This is a genomic window from Xylocopilactobacillus apicola, from assembly GCF_033095985.1.
In the GTDB taxonomy this organism is placed as follows: domain Bacteria; phylum Bacillota; class Bacilli; order Lactobacillales; family Lactobacillaceae; genus Xylocopilactobacillus; species Xylocopilactobacillus apicola.
In genome coordinates this window covers 179,564-193,760 of record NZ_AP026802.1, presented here as the reverse complement: position 1 = coordinate 193,760, position 14,197 = coordinate 179,564, and the positions used below count along the sequence as shown (strand labels likewise).

The following is a 14,197-nucleotide window of genomic DNA, read 5'->3' as shown; positions in this document are numbered from 1 at the left end:
ATTTTGGTTTTTTTTTTCGTTTTTTTGAAATTTTCGCGTAATTTATATTGACGGCCTAAAAATGACCTCAATAAAAATTAAGGAGTTTCTATCATGAATAATGCAATTTATAAAAAAAGGCTCAAAAGAAAGCTGATCAATCATCACGCGCTCTTCGCGTCCCTCGTCGAAGAAACAGCCAATGTAAAAGTTAAGTACGTCGAATTCGAGGAACCAACGATCGAAAATATGGCGCATGATTACGTTCAAGCAAACGTTCGTTTAGTAGACGGATCCGAAATCACTTTTCGAATTCAATTCAAACCGCAAAACGAACTCCCGCCAGAAGATTCACTTGATAAGTATTTTATAAAGCAGTGCGAAAATTTTTCAGTGCATAATAGCGAAGAATGTATAGCGCTCGAACGCCCAATCTATCTATTAAATATTTTAAACTTTAAATTATTTCAAAATACTTCCGATATTTTTCATGTTTTTCAAGTTGGCTCTCAAATAACTGATGAGCTTTTATTTAACGATCGCAACCTGCCATTAATCACTATTATGTTTGCTGAGGGTGTTGTTCAATTCATTTAAGCGATCGTTTAACATATCAATAAACACTGTTTCTGTGATGATAGTAAGATCTTGCCCCTTCGTCAAATATTCTCTGGCCTTTTTTAATTTGCTGGTAACATTGCCCTGTCCATGGAGCGCATACGCCGTATCTCCTAAAATAAGGTAATCTGTGGTGCTCGTCACCTTGTTTTGGGCACGACCGCCAATGTTTACAATTGCCTGCGCTGCCTCCTTGCGCGTAAAATTATCGAGCTTTCCAGTAAAACAAATATTGCGGCCATAAAAAGGATTCTCCTCGTCAATTTCATCTTCATTGGGTGATAATGTGCTCAAATCTAGGTGAACTCGCCCTTTTGCCAATTTGTTTACCAACAAACTGCCATCGTCATGAGATCGATAGTAGTCAAAAATGCGCTTGGTGTCGTAGCAATCATCTAAACTACGATGGGTTTGAAAATGATCGGGATCAAGGCGAACAATGCAGTCGGCCAAGCGATTATGCCGCTCGTTTGGATAAAAACGGCGCGCAATTCTGAGTACATCAACAAAATCATTGGTTAATTTTTCGTTGAACAGAGCCAAAAATCCATCATAAAGAAAATTCAGATCAAAATTTACATTAAATCCAACGATCAAATCACGACCGATAAAATCTTTAAATTCCCGAAACACTTTTTCATACGGCTCCCCCGATTCCTCAAGCATCGCCTGAGTAATTCCATGGATTTGAATAACTTCGTCGGATACCGAATTATCCCCTGGATATTTCACCAATGAAGAAAATTCCGAAATTACCTCATTATTTTTGACCTTGAGTCCACCAACTTCAATAATTCGATCGCGATTTGGCACCATTCCGGTAGTCTCTAGATCAATTAAAGTGTAGTTCTCAGCAAACTCCAGACAGCTTCTTCCTTTTTGTCGCACTTGTTGATTATGCATCTTGTCTCCTTATTCATTTCTGGGAGTATAAAGAACTTCTATTTAAGTTGTTCTTTTTTATTTATTATACACGATACATGTGCAGCTATTAAGGTCATCGATGATCCCTTCTTATTTCTAACTTTTTTTGATACTATATAAACATGACTAACGATATTTTGCCTGCTGAAAACGAAGTAATTGAATACAAAGAGTTTTTTAATAATAAGGTTAAAAAAGAGATTTGTGCTTTTTTGAATGGCACTGAAATTGCCAAAATTTTTTTGGCGTTAATGATGAAAGCCGAAAAATTGTCCAAGATCTCAGCCCTAAAGATCGCCACGAAATCGAAGAAACTATAAGTCGCTGGGTTTCTACTAACGTCTTTTATCCTAGTCCAACCGGCTTGATTCAAGTCCATCCAGATGATGAGATTTTAAATATCGAGATTCTGCCTGGAAAACATCAGCCCTATTGGCTTGAGAACCATGTTTACGTTCGTAATGGTTCAGAGTCAATTAAAGCGTCTAGCGATCGAATCCAGAAAATGATCAATCTTCAGCAATTGGATCTTTTTGATCAATCGGTTGCGGAGAAACAGGCGCTTACATTTGAATATGTAAAAAGCATTTTTCGGCAGAAAGAAATTGAGTTCAAACCCAAAGCTTTGGGATTTTTGAATAGCGAGCAAAACTTTACCAATACTGCGCTGTTAATGAGTGATCAAAATCCATTTAGCGTAAAGATGGCGGTCTTTTACGGCACCAATGTCATGGAATTTAAGGATCGAAAAGAGGTCAGCGGATCGCTGTTAAGGCAATTAGATGTTGCGCTAGAGTATATGGATTTAAATAATTCGGTTCGGATGGTTATTACAGGCAAGCCTCAGCGTGACGAATATCCATCTTACCCTGTTGCGGCGATTCGAGAAACTTTTATCAATGCAATTTCTCATCGTTCTTATTTCAGCAAATCTCCTGTCCAGGTGGAATTCTTTGATGACCGCATGTCGGTGATGTCTCCAGGGCCAATCCCGGACGGTCTAGAGATTAAAGCCATCATCGACGGTCAAACTCGGCCCAGAAATCCCAATGTAGTTTCGATTTTGCACCGTCTAGGTTATATCGAAAACCATGGGACTGGCATGCGGAGAATTCTTAGCAGCTATGAACAAGAAAATGTAACTCCCGAAATCATAGCCACCGAAGATTTTGTCAAAATTACTTTGCCCAATTTGAACTACGTACAGGAACTAGTAGATCCGATGTTGTATAAAAATGACAATCCGAAAATCAAAATTATCGAATATTTATCTGAACACGAAAACGTTACGCGATCCGAAGTAGAAAATCTACTCCAAGTAAGCAGAAGCCAGGCGGGTAATTACTTAAAAAAATTATTGGAAAATAATGTAATTGAGAAACTTGGAGCAAATCGTGCAACTACCTATCGGTTAAAAAATCCAGATTGATGATTTTGCTACCAGTTTGCTACCACATCCATTGGTAGCAAACTATAGGATTATTTACAATAGCGGCATTCTATCTCCCGGTCCAAGTGGTAGCAAACTATAGAAGCATCTGTAATAGCAGCATTCTACCTCCCGGTTATCTCCCGGTCGAGCGCAAAAAAAAGAGGAGTTCAAGTCCTCTTTTTTAGTTTTTCGCGATACAGCTAATCTCAACGATTGTTTCGGCAAGTTTCGCCATTGCCTCAACGGTGACAAATTCATAAGGTCCGTGGAAGTTATCCCCGCCATTAAATAAGTTTGGCGTTGGCAGCCCCAGGTACGTAATAAATGAACCATCCGTTCCACCCCGAAAAGCTTTTGTTTTCGGCGTTAAACCAACATTTTTAAGGGCCTGTTTAGCTAAATCAACTGGATAAGGATTCTTTTGAATAATATTTGCCATGTTGTAGTATTGGTCCGTCATCTTTAACGTGATCCGCGGTTTGTCAAGTTTTGAGTTAAGTTGATCCACTGCATCTTGAACAACTTTTTTCCGATGCTCAAAATTATCTTTTTCGAAATCTCGAATAATATACACGAGCCGAGCATGCTCGATTTTGGCATCAAAAATCAACATCAGGTAATAGCCTTCCCGTCCTTCGGTTAATTCCGCTCGTTCATCAGTTGGAATTAACTGATCTAATTGCTCGCCAATTGTGATCGCATTCACCAATTGACCATCTTTAGCCTGGCCCGGATGAACACTTCGGCCTTGAATATCAATAACCGCTTGCGCTGCATTGAAAGTTTCATATTCGATGTCACCGAGATCCCCATTATCCAATGTGTAGGCAAAATCAGCATTAAAGTCCTCCACATCAAACAATTTTGCGCCGCGACCAATTTCTTCGTCCGGACCAAATCCAAGCTTGATCGGGCCATGGACAACTTCTGGATGATGAACAAAATAGCTCACTGCACTAATGGCGCCAGCGATGCCAGCTTTATCATCAACTCCAAGCAACGTCGTGCCATCGCCTGTAATCAGCGTTTGACCGATAAATCTTTTTAAATTAGGAAATTCGCTTGTCGTAAGCTTCAACCCATTCACAAAATCGATCGGTTTGCCGTCGTAATTGGGATGGACTTGCGGTTTTACGTTTTCAGCAGCAAAATCTGCCGTATCAAGGTGGGCGATAAAACCAATAGTCGGCACGTCTTCGTCGGTGTTCCCTGGGAGTAAGCCTGTGACAAAGCCATTATCAGGATTAATCTTCACATCTTGGAGCTCCAATTCTTCAAGCTGTTTTTTGATTAATTGAGCCAATTCAAGTTGACCAAGCGTTGATGGAACTTGATCAACCGGAGCTTCTTCGTCAGATCGAGTGTTAACCTTGGCATAAGTTATAAAGTTTTGAAGTAATTCCTCGTTATCAATGTTATATTTCATCTTCTATCCTCATTTTTTGATATATGCCGTTTTCCAGTCGTAAGGGATTCCTGAGCCATTGTAGACAATACCCTTAACTTTTGGATTCAACAATTGGGCCTGACCGACTTGATAGAGCGGAATTGTTCCCTGATCATCCATTAATTCCCGTTCTGCTTTTTGCAACTGAGTCCATCGTTTTGATGGATTATTTGCGTATTCATTCTCGGCTTGTTCAATGTATTTATCATATTTGGAGTTCTTCCATTTAGAATCGTTATATGATGAATCAGATTGCCAAACGGTCAAAAAGATGATTGGATCTGAATAAGTTGAAGTCCACTGAGTAATGATTAAATCGTAGTCGCCTTTTTTCTGGCTTGCAAGACGCTGAACCTTCGGCAGACTTCTAATATTAACTTTAACATTAGGTAATTTTTCCAATTCGCCCTGCACAAACTCGCCCGTTTTCTTCATGTTAGGCGAATCATCCACAACCATATTAACGTCTAATTTTTTAGTGCCAGTTGCCTTCATCCCTTTAGCTAAAAGTTTTTTGGCTTGCGATAAATCTTTAGTTACTGCTGACTTCACTTCGGTCTGACGTGCAAAGTCTTTACCATTAGATGGATCCTTGCCCAATCCAATCGGCACAAATCCCTTCGGCTCTAAAGAACCGTCCTGCAAAATATTTTTAGTTAACTGTTTTCGATTGATTGTGAGGGAAAGCGCACGTCTAATGTCACGATTTTTGAAAGCTTTGACATTTTTTTGGTTCAAATCGATTCTGACGCCGGATGAAGCTTTGCGAAGAACCAGATCATCTTGACCTTTGAACTGAGGAACCTGTTCACCAATAAGAACGGTCTCATCAACCTTATGATTCTGATAAAGATTGATCCCCGTCTGAGCGTCTTTAACGACACTTTCGTTAATTTGGTCTAGCTTAACATGCTTCTTATCCCAATACTTCGGATTCTTGACCAAAGACCACTTACTATTAGTGCCAGTCCAGTCCTTAATCATAAAAGGGCCACTTGAAACAGTTTTATCTGCACTCGTTCCGTATTCCTTGCCGTATTTCTCAACGACCTTTTGATTGACCGGCGCAAACAAAGGCCACGACACAAGAGTTTTAAAATAAGAAACGGGGCGTGTTAAATGAACTACAAAAGTATGATCATCTTTCGCTTCAACTCCTAAAGTATCGGGTTCCGCTTTTTGGCTATTGATTTCTTTTGCATTTTTGATTTGGAAAAAGTTATATGCATTTTGCGCGGCCGTTTTAGGGTCGACGATTCGCTTCCAAGCATAAACAAAATCTTGTGCCCGAACTGGATCACCGTTGGACCATTTGACGTTAGGTCGAATTTTAAAAGTGTAAGTTTTACCATCGTCTGAAATCGTCGTTTTCTGAGCTAAAGCCGGTTGTGGCTTCCCTTTTTCATCTAAACGATACAATGACTCCTGCGTATTTAACATCACGTTGAAACTCAAAAGATCGGTTCCTTGTGCGTTATCTAAAGATGCTATTTCAACACTTTCAGTCCAGTTTAGAACCTGCTTTGGGTCGGATTTTGCTTGCACTGTAGTAGCACCCGTAAGGGTAAATGCCAATAAAATACTAGCAATCGTTTGCTTTATTTTCATAATCTCTCCTTTGTGGATCTTTTAGCTAATAATTATAACGAACAAAAATACACCGTGTCAATGAAATTTATGAAATAAACTTTAAAATCGTCAGGAGATTTTCGATGAAATTAACTCTTTTTAAGAGTATCATTTTACATAATAGGTATTTAGAACTTCAACGGCGCAAAAGAAAAATTTGTTTAAAAATTATTTGAACTGAATATTTGGTTCTTTGGTGAGCCAATCAACAACATTAATCACCGGAATCCCATCGATCTCCTTAAATTCATAGTAGTGCTGAGTGATCACAATCTTTTGATAGTTATCTTTAATCTTTAGCAGGTTGTCCGTTTCGTGTTTGTTTTCTGGCAATTCATAAGATACTTGAACATACATTAATTCATCAGACCTGCGAGCAATAAAATCAATCTCTTTAGAATCAAATTTCCCAACGTCGACGATATAATTTCTCCTCAGCAGTTCCACATAAACGATATTTTCCAGTTGATTCGAATAATTACCTGGTCTTCGATCCACCGCACTGCGCCTTAAGCCAGGATCAACAACATAATACTTACCAGCTGTTCTTAGATACTCACGTCCACGAAGATCATATTGCCGCGAACGATAAAACAAAAATGCATTTTCCAACAACGTTAGATAACGAGTGATTGTGTGCGGACTGACATCAAGCCCCTCTGATTTCATCGTATTGGCAATTCGCGTTGGCTGAATTAGCTGACCGGTATTATCACTCAAAAATCCGGTTAACGCCCTTAAAACGGTCAGATCCCGAATATTTCCCCGCATCGAAACGTCATTAAGGAGGACTGTATCATAGATTCCTTTAAGAATTTGATCTTTAACCTGCTCATTTGCAATTACTACTGCAGGAAATCCACCATATTTTTCATACTCAATAAAAGCTTGATCAACCTGGCGCGAATCAGCGCTGATTTTTTTGGCAGTTAAAAATTCACTAAACGACAAAGGATAGATTGGTATCTCTACATATCGACCAGCCAAAAGAGTCGCCAGCTCACCCGAAAGCATTTGAGCGTTTGATCCAGTAATTGTGAGATCGCAATCAAAACTAACCCGCAGGCCGTTAACTACTCGCTGCCAACCTGCTACATTTTGAATTTCATCGAGTAAAATGTAAAAACGACCTTTAATATCATTTAATTTTTGATCAAAAATCGCTCTTAACTGCTCCTCATCTTTAACTGTCTGCAGCTCATAATCTTCAAAATTAAGATAAATGATGTTATCAGCAGATATCCCCTGATCGATAAGCCAATCGCGATACATCATCAAAAGAACCGATTTACCCGATCGACGAACACCCGTGATAATTTTGATTAAATCATGATCTTTAAATTCAATTAGCTGTTTAAGAAGCGCTGGTCGCTCAATTACTTCAAATTGTGCCATTGGTTTCTCCTGAATATTTCCTTAAAATGTATTATACTGCATTTTGAACGGAATTTGTCAGCAAAATGCATTATGTTGCATTAAGTACAATATTTGTACCGATAATAGTTAACGCTAAACGAACGATCATCAATTGTCTGATATCCATCTTTGATCAAGTAATTAGGCAAAAGTGCAGTGGCTTGACCATCTAAAACTAACTGTGAGATGTTCTCCAGGGAATCAATTTCGACCAAGCGTTCAGGATTTTCTACTAATTTAATTGTGAGTTTTCGAAGCGGACATAAATGATCGCTGTTAATCAGCACTGGTACGTCATTGATGTTTTCTTTGCCCGAAAGAAAACTGACCGGAAGGTCTTTGGTTGCAACCAGTTTAAAATCATTTCGGTTTAACTTGTTGAAGGTAACAACATAATCGTAATGTCTTTTATTTAATTCAAGGGCAATTTTGCTGGTTTTTTTGCAGGTAATTTTAGTTGAAGCAATCGAGAATTCTTGGTCATCAACGACAATGTACTTAAATAACAGCTCTGACGTCAATAATTCTGGTAAATGTTTTGAAAATGAATTTTTTAATTCATCAAATTGGGATAAAGTTTGAAGCACGAAAGAGTAAAACTTCTCCCCGTTTTCAGTAGCCAAAACGCCATTGTAACTGCGGACAAAAAGGCTTGTATTGCATTCGTTTTCTAGAGCATGCAGGCGAGCAGTCAAATTAGATTGGGTATAGCCCAATTTTTTTGCAGCTTTGTTAATGGTTTTTTCTTCATAAATAGTCTTGAATACGATTAGATCGTTAAAGTTCATTTGTGACCTACCTTATCATTAATAATGATAAGCATATCACAAACCAGGATTATGCCAAGCGTGTACACGAATCTATACTAGTGTCATACCAAATAAAGGAGAACAACAAATGCAAGCAATGCAATATAAAGTGGGCTTACCCGCTGACTACGAGATGGGAATTATCAGAGATCGCGTCCTAAATAATGGAAGTAAGACCGACGGTTTTACTGACCTACTTTTCAAGGCATATTTAATAACTGACAAATCTTCAGGAGATTTACAAAACAGTTACTCGCCTCTATATGTTTGGAAACAGACTGAGGGAATGAATAAATTCATTTTCGACGGCTTCTTCGACAATATCATCGGATCATTCGGTTGGCAAAATATTGAAATTGGCGTAACTCAAACTGTTAATTTAAGCGAATCGTTTCCTAAGAGTAAATACGTTCTGGAAGAATATCATGATATTCCTGAAGCTGCAGCATTGAATGGCTTTGAATTTAAGGCTGAAAGCTATGATGATATGTTAGGACAAGTAACGATCTACAATCCAGATAAATGGAAATACGCAACCTTCTCATTTTTTGAAAATCGACCTCAAGACACCGATAAAAAAATATATACAATTTTACATTTATCATTAGACAAATAGTTTAAAAAGCTGACCGTTGAGTCGGCTTTTTGGTGTTTAGATGTTTGCAATGATAGAATGGAAAATACTAAAACAAAAACTCCTTTTACCCTCACCTGGGCCGTCCTACCGAATTAATTGAAAGAAACATCCATTCGCTCACCTTTCCTAATCCATGAGCCAGTAACTGTGGACTCCTGCAAGTCTTAGGTGAATTTGCTGAAGAAGCGCAAGTCCAACAAATGTTTCTCAATTTCTGACACAACGGCAAATTGCCTGACACTAGAGACTGGGAAGATGCGAGTGAGGAAAACGATACTGACTTTAACGATTTTTTAAATAAAATTATGAAATAAAGAAACGTGAATAATTATAGTTTTTTAAAATTATTTTTTTAGATCCGTTGTGATCAAATTTTAATTTTTTGGCGTAATTTATTATAGAGAGCTAAAAAAGGGCTCCCAAAAATAAAAAGGAGTTTTTAAAGGAGCAAATAATCATGATTGTCGAACTTGAAGGATTTCCTGTCTATGCCGCTAAAATTGAAAAGGCCAAAGAATGGATGCAGTTTTTGAAAAATCATCAAGCAGAGGTCGACCAAACTTTATTCGCCGAACATATGCAACTAGAACATATTTTTTCAATTACCATTAACAAACAGTTCTATCTCTGTTGGTACTCCAATCAAACGGAAACCGGCCCGAACGTTGCACAAAGTTCAAATCCGATTGACCAGATGCACGTTAAATATTGGGATAAGTGTATCGATACGAGCAAACCATGATTGAAATTTAAATTAGAAAATACTTTTCAATTACCAAAAAAGGAAGATTAAGTAGGAATTTTGTTTCTTTTGCTAGATAAATGTTTTTAGGCGAAAGATTCAACCAAGATATAAAAACAAAAGAATAAACGTAAATTCTAAATTATTGAAATCTTCTAAGGAAGAACCTTTAACCCTGTTTATTCATCAAAAATTTAAAAGCAGCGATCAATGCCGCTCCTACCGCAAAACTTATAAAAGTAGTAGCACGAGTTATGCACCACGGAAGAAAAATCGGGGTTATATTAAGTCAAGCCATCCCTTTATCTTAATCTGGGATAAAACCCGAAGTAAGCGCAATTGAAAAGCAACAAACCAGTGACGTTTATTTTTTGAAACCCAAAAAGAGGCTTAAATAAAAAGCATGATTAGGCTTTAACTAAATAATAAAACTTGGAGGATCCCATTTTTAAATAGTTATGAGTTAACATGGATGATTGCAATTCCCCTATTGCCATTTGAAGAACCTGATTTTTAAAATTAATTTTTTTAGCTCCGATATGATCAATTTTTAATTTTTTTGCGTAATTTATTATAGGGGGCTAAAAAAGGGCTCCCAAAAATAAAAAGGAGTTTTAAAAAATGACAGAACAAAAATATTCCAGACTCAACCCCTACATAATGAAAAAGGTTTTCGCCAATCGTGAACATCCCAATATTTTTGCCGGATTTGTAAAAGACATGGCTGGCCTAAATGTTGTTAATGCTGAATTTGAAGATCCTTACGATCAAAGCAAACCTTGCTTAAAACACGAATACATCCAAGCAATTGCCGAACTCGATAATGGGGAGAAATGCCTCATCAGGATTCAATCGATCTTTCGATACAATATCCCAGACGAAGGATACCTCCCGACCTATTTGGCAAGGACCGTTAAAGATATTTTAGAAAATGGTGGTCAAAAAGAAAACGGTGAATTCTACCCAATCTATCAAATTAATGTTGTAAGTTTTAACCTCTTTGAAAATGATTCGACTCCATTTCGGGTCGCAACTGTTGACGATGAGGTTTTAAGAGAAATTTGTGATTCAGATGACCTCCCATCAGTTAAATTCATCTTTTTAGAAGTCAAAAAAAATGCCTGGCTAGATCCAAGCTTATAAAATTAATATTATATTCAATTAAAAACCCATTGAAATGAACGGAATACCGCTTTTTCAATGATCTATTTTAAATTTAACAATTGTTTCTTTTTAGCAGTAAACTCTTCTTCCGTGAGGATTCCTTCATCGACTAAAGATTTCAACTCTCTTAATTTGGAGATCAAATCCTGATCGTCATCGTGATGAATGGCTGCTTGGTGCGAATTAGCAATTTCGGTTTTGATGCGATCGACCATAATTGGTGCGCTTTCCTTGCCAACACTTTCGATGGTAGTAGTGATCGCTCCGTTAGTAATGCTGATTTTTCCAAACAGCATTCCGGTTGAATACGAAACGCTATTGACCATGTTTAGCGGGATTTCGGTCGACTTGAAGCCGTAAACCAGACCTTTGTCGATAAACAAGATCCTGCTATCTGTCAGCACCATTAGAACCGTACCCTTAATCACACCGCTTGTAGCATATTTAACGACCTCGTTGGGCTGCAAAATTTCAGGCAGCGCTTTGACCTCTTTTTTGGTTCCAACAAGATCAACAACTTTAGCAGCCTCAAACTGTGCTTTGATTTCAGCCATCCGGGAACTTTTATCCCCATCGATCGCCTCTTTTAAATTGACATTTCTTGCAAGCGCCTGCTGCAGATCCTCCAGCGAGAAACGATCGATCTTCTTCAACGCTTCAGTCGCATTTTTGAAACCAGCTTGCTTTAAATGATCCTCACAAACCCACATTCCGTCGACCTGAACTTTGCCGCTCATCATCCCAATTTCAGCGTTATCAATTGCACATAATTTGCTCATCTATTTTTGTCCTTAATGTAATATTTGTTTAATAGTATATCGTACGTTGGCGCCATATAACAGGCTTTACATTGATCTGTTCAGGAATGGCATACTATTGTTTTGTAGCGTTTTTTCAATTACAATAGAAAAGAATTGGGGTGTTCCTCTGCGGAGGGCACTTGAAGTGGTCGATTTTCTCTTTGAGAGATTGACCGCTTTTTTAGTTTTAGAGGGATGAACCCTTGCTACGAGCGGAAGTTCCAAAACGGGACTTCCGGGTTGTTACTGAAATTAATTGTAAACTGGAGCGTAAAAGATCAAATCATTTGAAGAAAAAATTGTAAGCCTTGCCGATTTAAGCGACTTGAAGGAAAAGTTAGTACATCAATACCTGCTATCCTTGGCTGGCGATGAACGTAAATGTAAGAATCTTTGGAAAACTTTCTGTGCTCACGGATTTGCCGCTGAAATTTACCTTAATGAGCCAGAGTTGGGTGCATATAGATTGACCAATGCTGGAATCGTTATGTTCGCCAAGCAATCATCCGAATTCCAATTTAACCCTGGGATCAAGATCACCAGATATTCGGGTTTGAATCCTGGATCAGGAGCGAACGTGATTCAAGAGACCAAACTGATTGGCCCCCTACCCCGTATTTTAAATAGCGCAAAGAAAACCCTGACAAATCAACTTCGGAGCTTTGATCCTGACCGCTGCAAATTTAGCGGCGAAGAGCATTATCCAACAGATGCTTGGTTTGAAGGACTCCTTAATGCAGTAATCCACCGGTCATATCGTATAAAGGATCCGATTACTATTGATATTTTTGACGATCATTTAAAGATCCTCAGCCCCGGCAGTTTTCCCGAGGGAATTACGACAGAAAATATTTGCAAAAACGAACTTGGGCGCAATCCAGCAATTGGAGCCGGGATCGCCAGTTTTGGTGGGACTGGCAAAGGCGTGAGTCGGATTTTCTCTGAAATGAATGCCGCTGGTCTCCCTGAGCCGATCTACATCACTAGAAGTGATAGCGTAAAGCTCGTTTTGAAAAACCGATCTTCGATTTAAAGTGATTTCATAAATCACTTTAAACTGGTAAAATGTACTGTAAATAAGATAACTTGTGAAGGATAAACACTGGGTCCCAGAATGGGGTAAGTACAATTGTACTGAGCATTCCTATGTGCCTGGGGTTATCTTTTTTGGTTTGTGGGTTTTTCAATTTAGAGTGATGCTCATGACTAAGACTTTTTATAGATCAAACGTTCTTTTTTGTGGTATATTTATTACATTCAAATCTAAGGATCAGCAAATGAATAAAGGAAAATCGACTGACGGATTACTTCGCCATATTAGAAAAGAACACAATATAAATGTCAACGGAAGAAAGGATAAACTCAATCTTCAAAATATGGGCTATTATCACGGATACAAGGCATATAAGTTTTATCGAACCAAAAACAGACCTTTCGAGATAAAAGATTTTAGCCAGATTAACACGTTGTTTGAATTCGATAATCAATTGAAAGCATTTTTTTATCCATTGATCATGTCAGTTGAAACATCAATTAAAAATAGAACTATTGAGGTTGCAACGCAAGGAAATGATCCTACAATTTATCAAATATTCGACCAAGTTTTAACCAGAAATAAAGACGATAATGAAACTGAATCAAAACAGAAGAAATTTTTACGAGATAAAACTAATTTTAGGAGAAGCGTTGATAGTCTGATATGCAACAGGTACAACTCGATTTTTGTAAGTCACTATCTGCATAAAGACGAACCTCTACCTTTGTGGTCAATAATGGAGCTTTTCAGTCTAGGAAATGTTGGGAAGTTTTTAGAGCTGATGAACAAAAGTTTGCGAATAAAACTTGAGAATAGCATCGGAATGTACAACAATAGTATCGATCAACAAGCTGAACTATTGATTAAACACGTATTTATCTTGAAGCCGTTGCGTAACAGTGTTGCTCATAACCAGATTATTTTTGATTGTCGTTTTCAAGATTTCGATATTAGACATTCCGTCAAAGAACATCTAGTTAGACAGTATGGGGTGCCTGATATCTCTTTTGATACGATTACAGATTACTTTTTACTCATCCTATACTACTTAAAATTGTTTGGGATAACTCGATCTAAACAAAAAAAGCTCATCAAAGACTTTTCAGACATCATTGATAGCTTTTCCAAAAATATCAATAATACCGAAATCGTTGACCGAGTTTTATTTACCAATCCACAGTTAAAACTTGAAGCTGCTAAAAATTTTTAGCAATTGCTCTTGTTTTGTCCAAATATATCTAATATAATGAGTGTATTAATTGGGGTGTTCCTCTGCGGAGGGCACTTGAAGTGGTCGATTTTCTCTTTGAGAGATTGACCGCTTTTTTAGTTTTAGAGGGATGAACCCTTGCCACGAGCGGAAGTTCCAAAACGGAACTTCCGGGTTGTTACTGGATTTTCTGTTTGCACAGCAGTTGATGTCTTTTGATGTCGGCTGCTTTTTATTTTTAGTTCCTATCTTGAAAATCCCCCCCAACATATATCTAGCTTGAAATAAATTCCGCCATAATTATTATAAAAATTGATCATATTACTATATATAGTAGTATTTTTTATTTAGCTT

Annotated in this window: 14 protein-coding genes; 8 read left to right on the top strand and 6 right to left on the bottom strand. The window is 37.8% G+C overall.

Annotated features, from left to right (window positions below):
- Positions 1–93: 93 nt before the first annotated feature.
- Positions 94–576: a hypothetical protein gene (locus tag R8495_RS01135; RefSeq protein WP_317635732.1), complete on the top strand. Its 483-nt coding sequence runs from the start codon at positions 94–96 to the stop codon at positions 574–576.
- Here the strand turns inward: R8495_RS01135 and R8495_RS01130 are convergent.
- The gene (locus tag R8495_RS01130; RefSeq protein ID WP_317635731.1) at positions 532–1,500 is read right to left on the bottom strand and encodes an exonuclease domain-containing protein; all 969 of its coding nucleotides are present in this window, start codon (positions 1,498–1,500) and stop codon (positions 532–534) included. The genes R8495_RS01135 and R8495_RS01130 overlap by 45 nt on opposite strands.
- A 143-nt stretch (positions 1,501–1,643) precedes the next feature.
- Between R8495_RS01130 and R8495_RS01125 the strand changes: the two genes are divergently transcribed.
- On the top strand, positions 1,644–1,841 hold the full coding sequence (locus R8495_RS01125; RefSeq protein WP_317635730.1) for a hypothetical protein: 198 nt from the start codon (positions 1,644–1,646) through the stop codon (positions 1,839–1,841).
- Between the two features lie 44 nt (positions 1,842–1,885).
- Entirely contained in the window at positions 1,886–2,950 is a 1,065-nt protein-coding gene (locus R8495_RS01120; protein WP_317635729.1) for an ATP-binding protein, read from the top strand.
- Positions 2,951–3,134: 184 nt separating this feature from the next.
- Here R8495_RS01120 and pepT read toward each other — a convergent pair whose 3' ends face one another.
- The 4 genes from pepT to R8495_RS01100 all read right to left on the bottom strand — a co-directional run bounded on the left by pepT (position 3,135) and on the right by R8495_RS01100 (position 8,233).
- Positions 3,135–4,379, bottom strand: coding sequence for a peptidase T (gene pepT, locus R8495_RS01115; RefSeq protein WP_317635728.1), 1,245 nt, complete (start codon positions 4,377–4,379; stop codon positions 3,135–3,137).
- 9 nt (positions 4,380–4,388) lie between these two features.
- Entirely contained in the window at positions 4,389–6,008 is a 1,620-nt protein-coding gene (locus R8495_RS01110; RefSeq protein WP_317635727.1) for a peptide ABC transporter substrate-binding protein, read from the bottom strand.
- Between the two features lie 189 nt (positions 6,009–6,197).
- Positions 6,198–7,424 (bottom strand): ATP-binding protein, encoded by a 1,227-nt coding sequence (locus R8495_RS01105; RefSeq protein ID WP_317635726.1) that lies wholly within the window; start codon positions 7,422–7,424, stop codon positions 6,198–6,200.
- An 80-nt stretch (positions 7,425–7,504) separates the two neighbouring features.
- Positions 7,505–8,233: a LysR family transcriptional regulator gene (locus R8495_RS01100; RefSeq protein ID WP_317635725.1), complete on the bottom strand. Its 729-nt coding sequence runs from the start codon at positions 8,231–8,233 to the stop codon at positions 7,505–7,507.
- A gap of 109 nt (positions 8,234–8,342) precedes the next feature.
- On the opposite strand from R8495_RS01100, the gene R8495_RS01095 reads away from it, so the two are divergent.
- From R8495_RS01095 to R8495_RS01085, 3 genes are all read left to right on the top strand, one after another.
- Positions 8,343–8,870 carry a DUF4865 family protein gene (locus R8495_RS01095; RefSeq protein ID WP_317635724.1) on the top strand — a complete coding sequence of 176 codons (528 nt, stop codon included), beginning with the start codon at positions 8,343–8,345 and terminating at the stop codon, positions 8,868–8,870.
- A gap of 478 nt (positions 8,871–9,348) precedes the next feature.
- Entirely contained in the window at positions 9,349–9,633 is a 285-nt protein-coding gene (locus R8495_RS01090; protein ID WP_317635723.1) for a DUF6176 family protein, read from the top strand.
- Between the two features lie 621 nt (positions 9,634–10,254).
- Positions 10,255–10,776 (top strand): hypothetical protein, encoded by a 522-nt coding sequence (locus tag R8495_RS01085; protein ID WP_317635722.1) that lies wholly within the window; start codon positions 10,255–10,257, stop codon positions 10,774–10,776.
- 62 nt (positions 10,777–10,838) lie between these two features.
- Here the strand turns inward: R8495_RS01085 and R8495_RS01080 are convergent, their stop codons facing one another.
- Positions 10,839–11,576 carry a PH domain-containing protein gene (locus tag R8495_RS01080; RefSeq protein ID WP_317635721.1) on the bottom strand — a complete coding sequence of 246 codons (738 nt, stop codon included), beginning with the start codon at positions 11,574–11,576 and terminating at the stop codon, positions 10,839–10,841.
- Positions 11,577–11,922: 346 nt separating this feature from the next.
- Between R8495_RS01080 and R8495_RS01075 the strand changes: the two genes are divergently transcribed.
- Entirely contained in the window at positions 11,923–12,630 is a 708-nt protein-coding gene (locus tag R8495_RS01075) for an ATP-binding protein (RefSeq protein ID WP_317635720.1), read from the top strand.
- A gap of 244 nt (positions 12,631–12,874) precedes the next feature.
- On the top strand, positions 12,875–13,843 hold the full coding sequence (locus tag R8495_RS01070; RefSeq protein ID WP_317635719.1) for an Abi family protein: 969 nt from the start codon (positions 12,875–12,877) through the stop codon (positions 13,841–13,843).
- Positions 13,844–14,197: the final 354 nt, after the last annotated feature.

What these genes read in the sequence shown, in the direction of transcription:
- pepT (WP_317635728.1), bottom strand. Translation starts at nt 4,379, where the DNA reads ATGAAATATAACATTGATAACGAGGAATTACTTCAAAACTTTATAACT.
- R8495_RS01085 (WP_317635722.1), top strand. Translation starts at nt 10,255, where the DNA reads ATGACAGAACAAAAATATTCCAGACTCAACCCCTACATAATGAAAAAG.
- R8495_RS01100 (WP_317635725.1), bottom strand. Translation starts at nt 8,233, where the DNA reads ATGAACTTTAACGATCTAATCGTATTCAAGACTATTTATGAAGAAAAA.
- R8495_RS01095 (WP_317635724.1), top strand. Translation starts at nt 8,343, where the DNA reads ATGCAAGCAATGCAATATAAAGTGGGCTTACCCGCTGACTACGAGATG.
- R8495_RS01135 (WP_317635732.1), top strand. Translation starts at nt 94, where the DNA reads ATGAATAATGCAATTTATAAAAAAAGGCTCAAAAGAAAGCTGATCAAT.
- R8495_RS01130 (WP_317635731.1), bottom strand. Translation starts at nt 1,500, where the DNA reads ATGCATAATCAACAAGTGCGACAAAAAGGAAGAAGCTGTCTGGAGTTT.
- R8495_RS01110 (WP_317635727.1), bottom strand. Translation starts at nt 6,008, where the DNA reads ATGAAAATAAAGCAAACGATTGCTAGTATTTTATTGGCATTTACCCTT.
- R8495_RS01105 (WP_317635726.1), bottom strand. Translation starts at nt 7,424, where the DNA reads ATGGCACAATTTGAAGTAATTGAGCGACCAGCGCTTCTTAAACAGCTA.
- R8495_RS01080 (WP_317635721.1), bottom strand. Translation starts at nt 11,576, where the DNA reads ATGAGCAAATTATGTGCAATTGATAACGCTGAAATTGGGATGATGAGC.
- R8495_RS01125 (WP_317635730.1), top strand. Translation starts at nt 1,644, where the DNA reads ATGACTAACGATATTTTGCCTGCTGAAAACGAAGTAATTGAATACAAA.
- R8495_RS01090 (WP_317635723.1), top strand. Translation starts at nt 9,349, where the DNA reads ATGATTGTCGAACTTGAAGGATTTCCTGTCTATGCCGCTAAAATTGAA.
- R8495_RS01070 (WP_317635719.1), top strand. Translation starts at nt 12,875, where the DNA reads ATGAATAAAGGAAAATCGACTGACGGATTACTTCGCCATATTAGAAAA.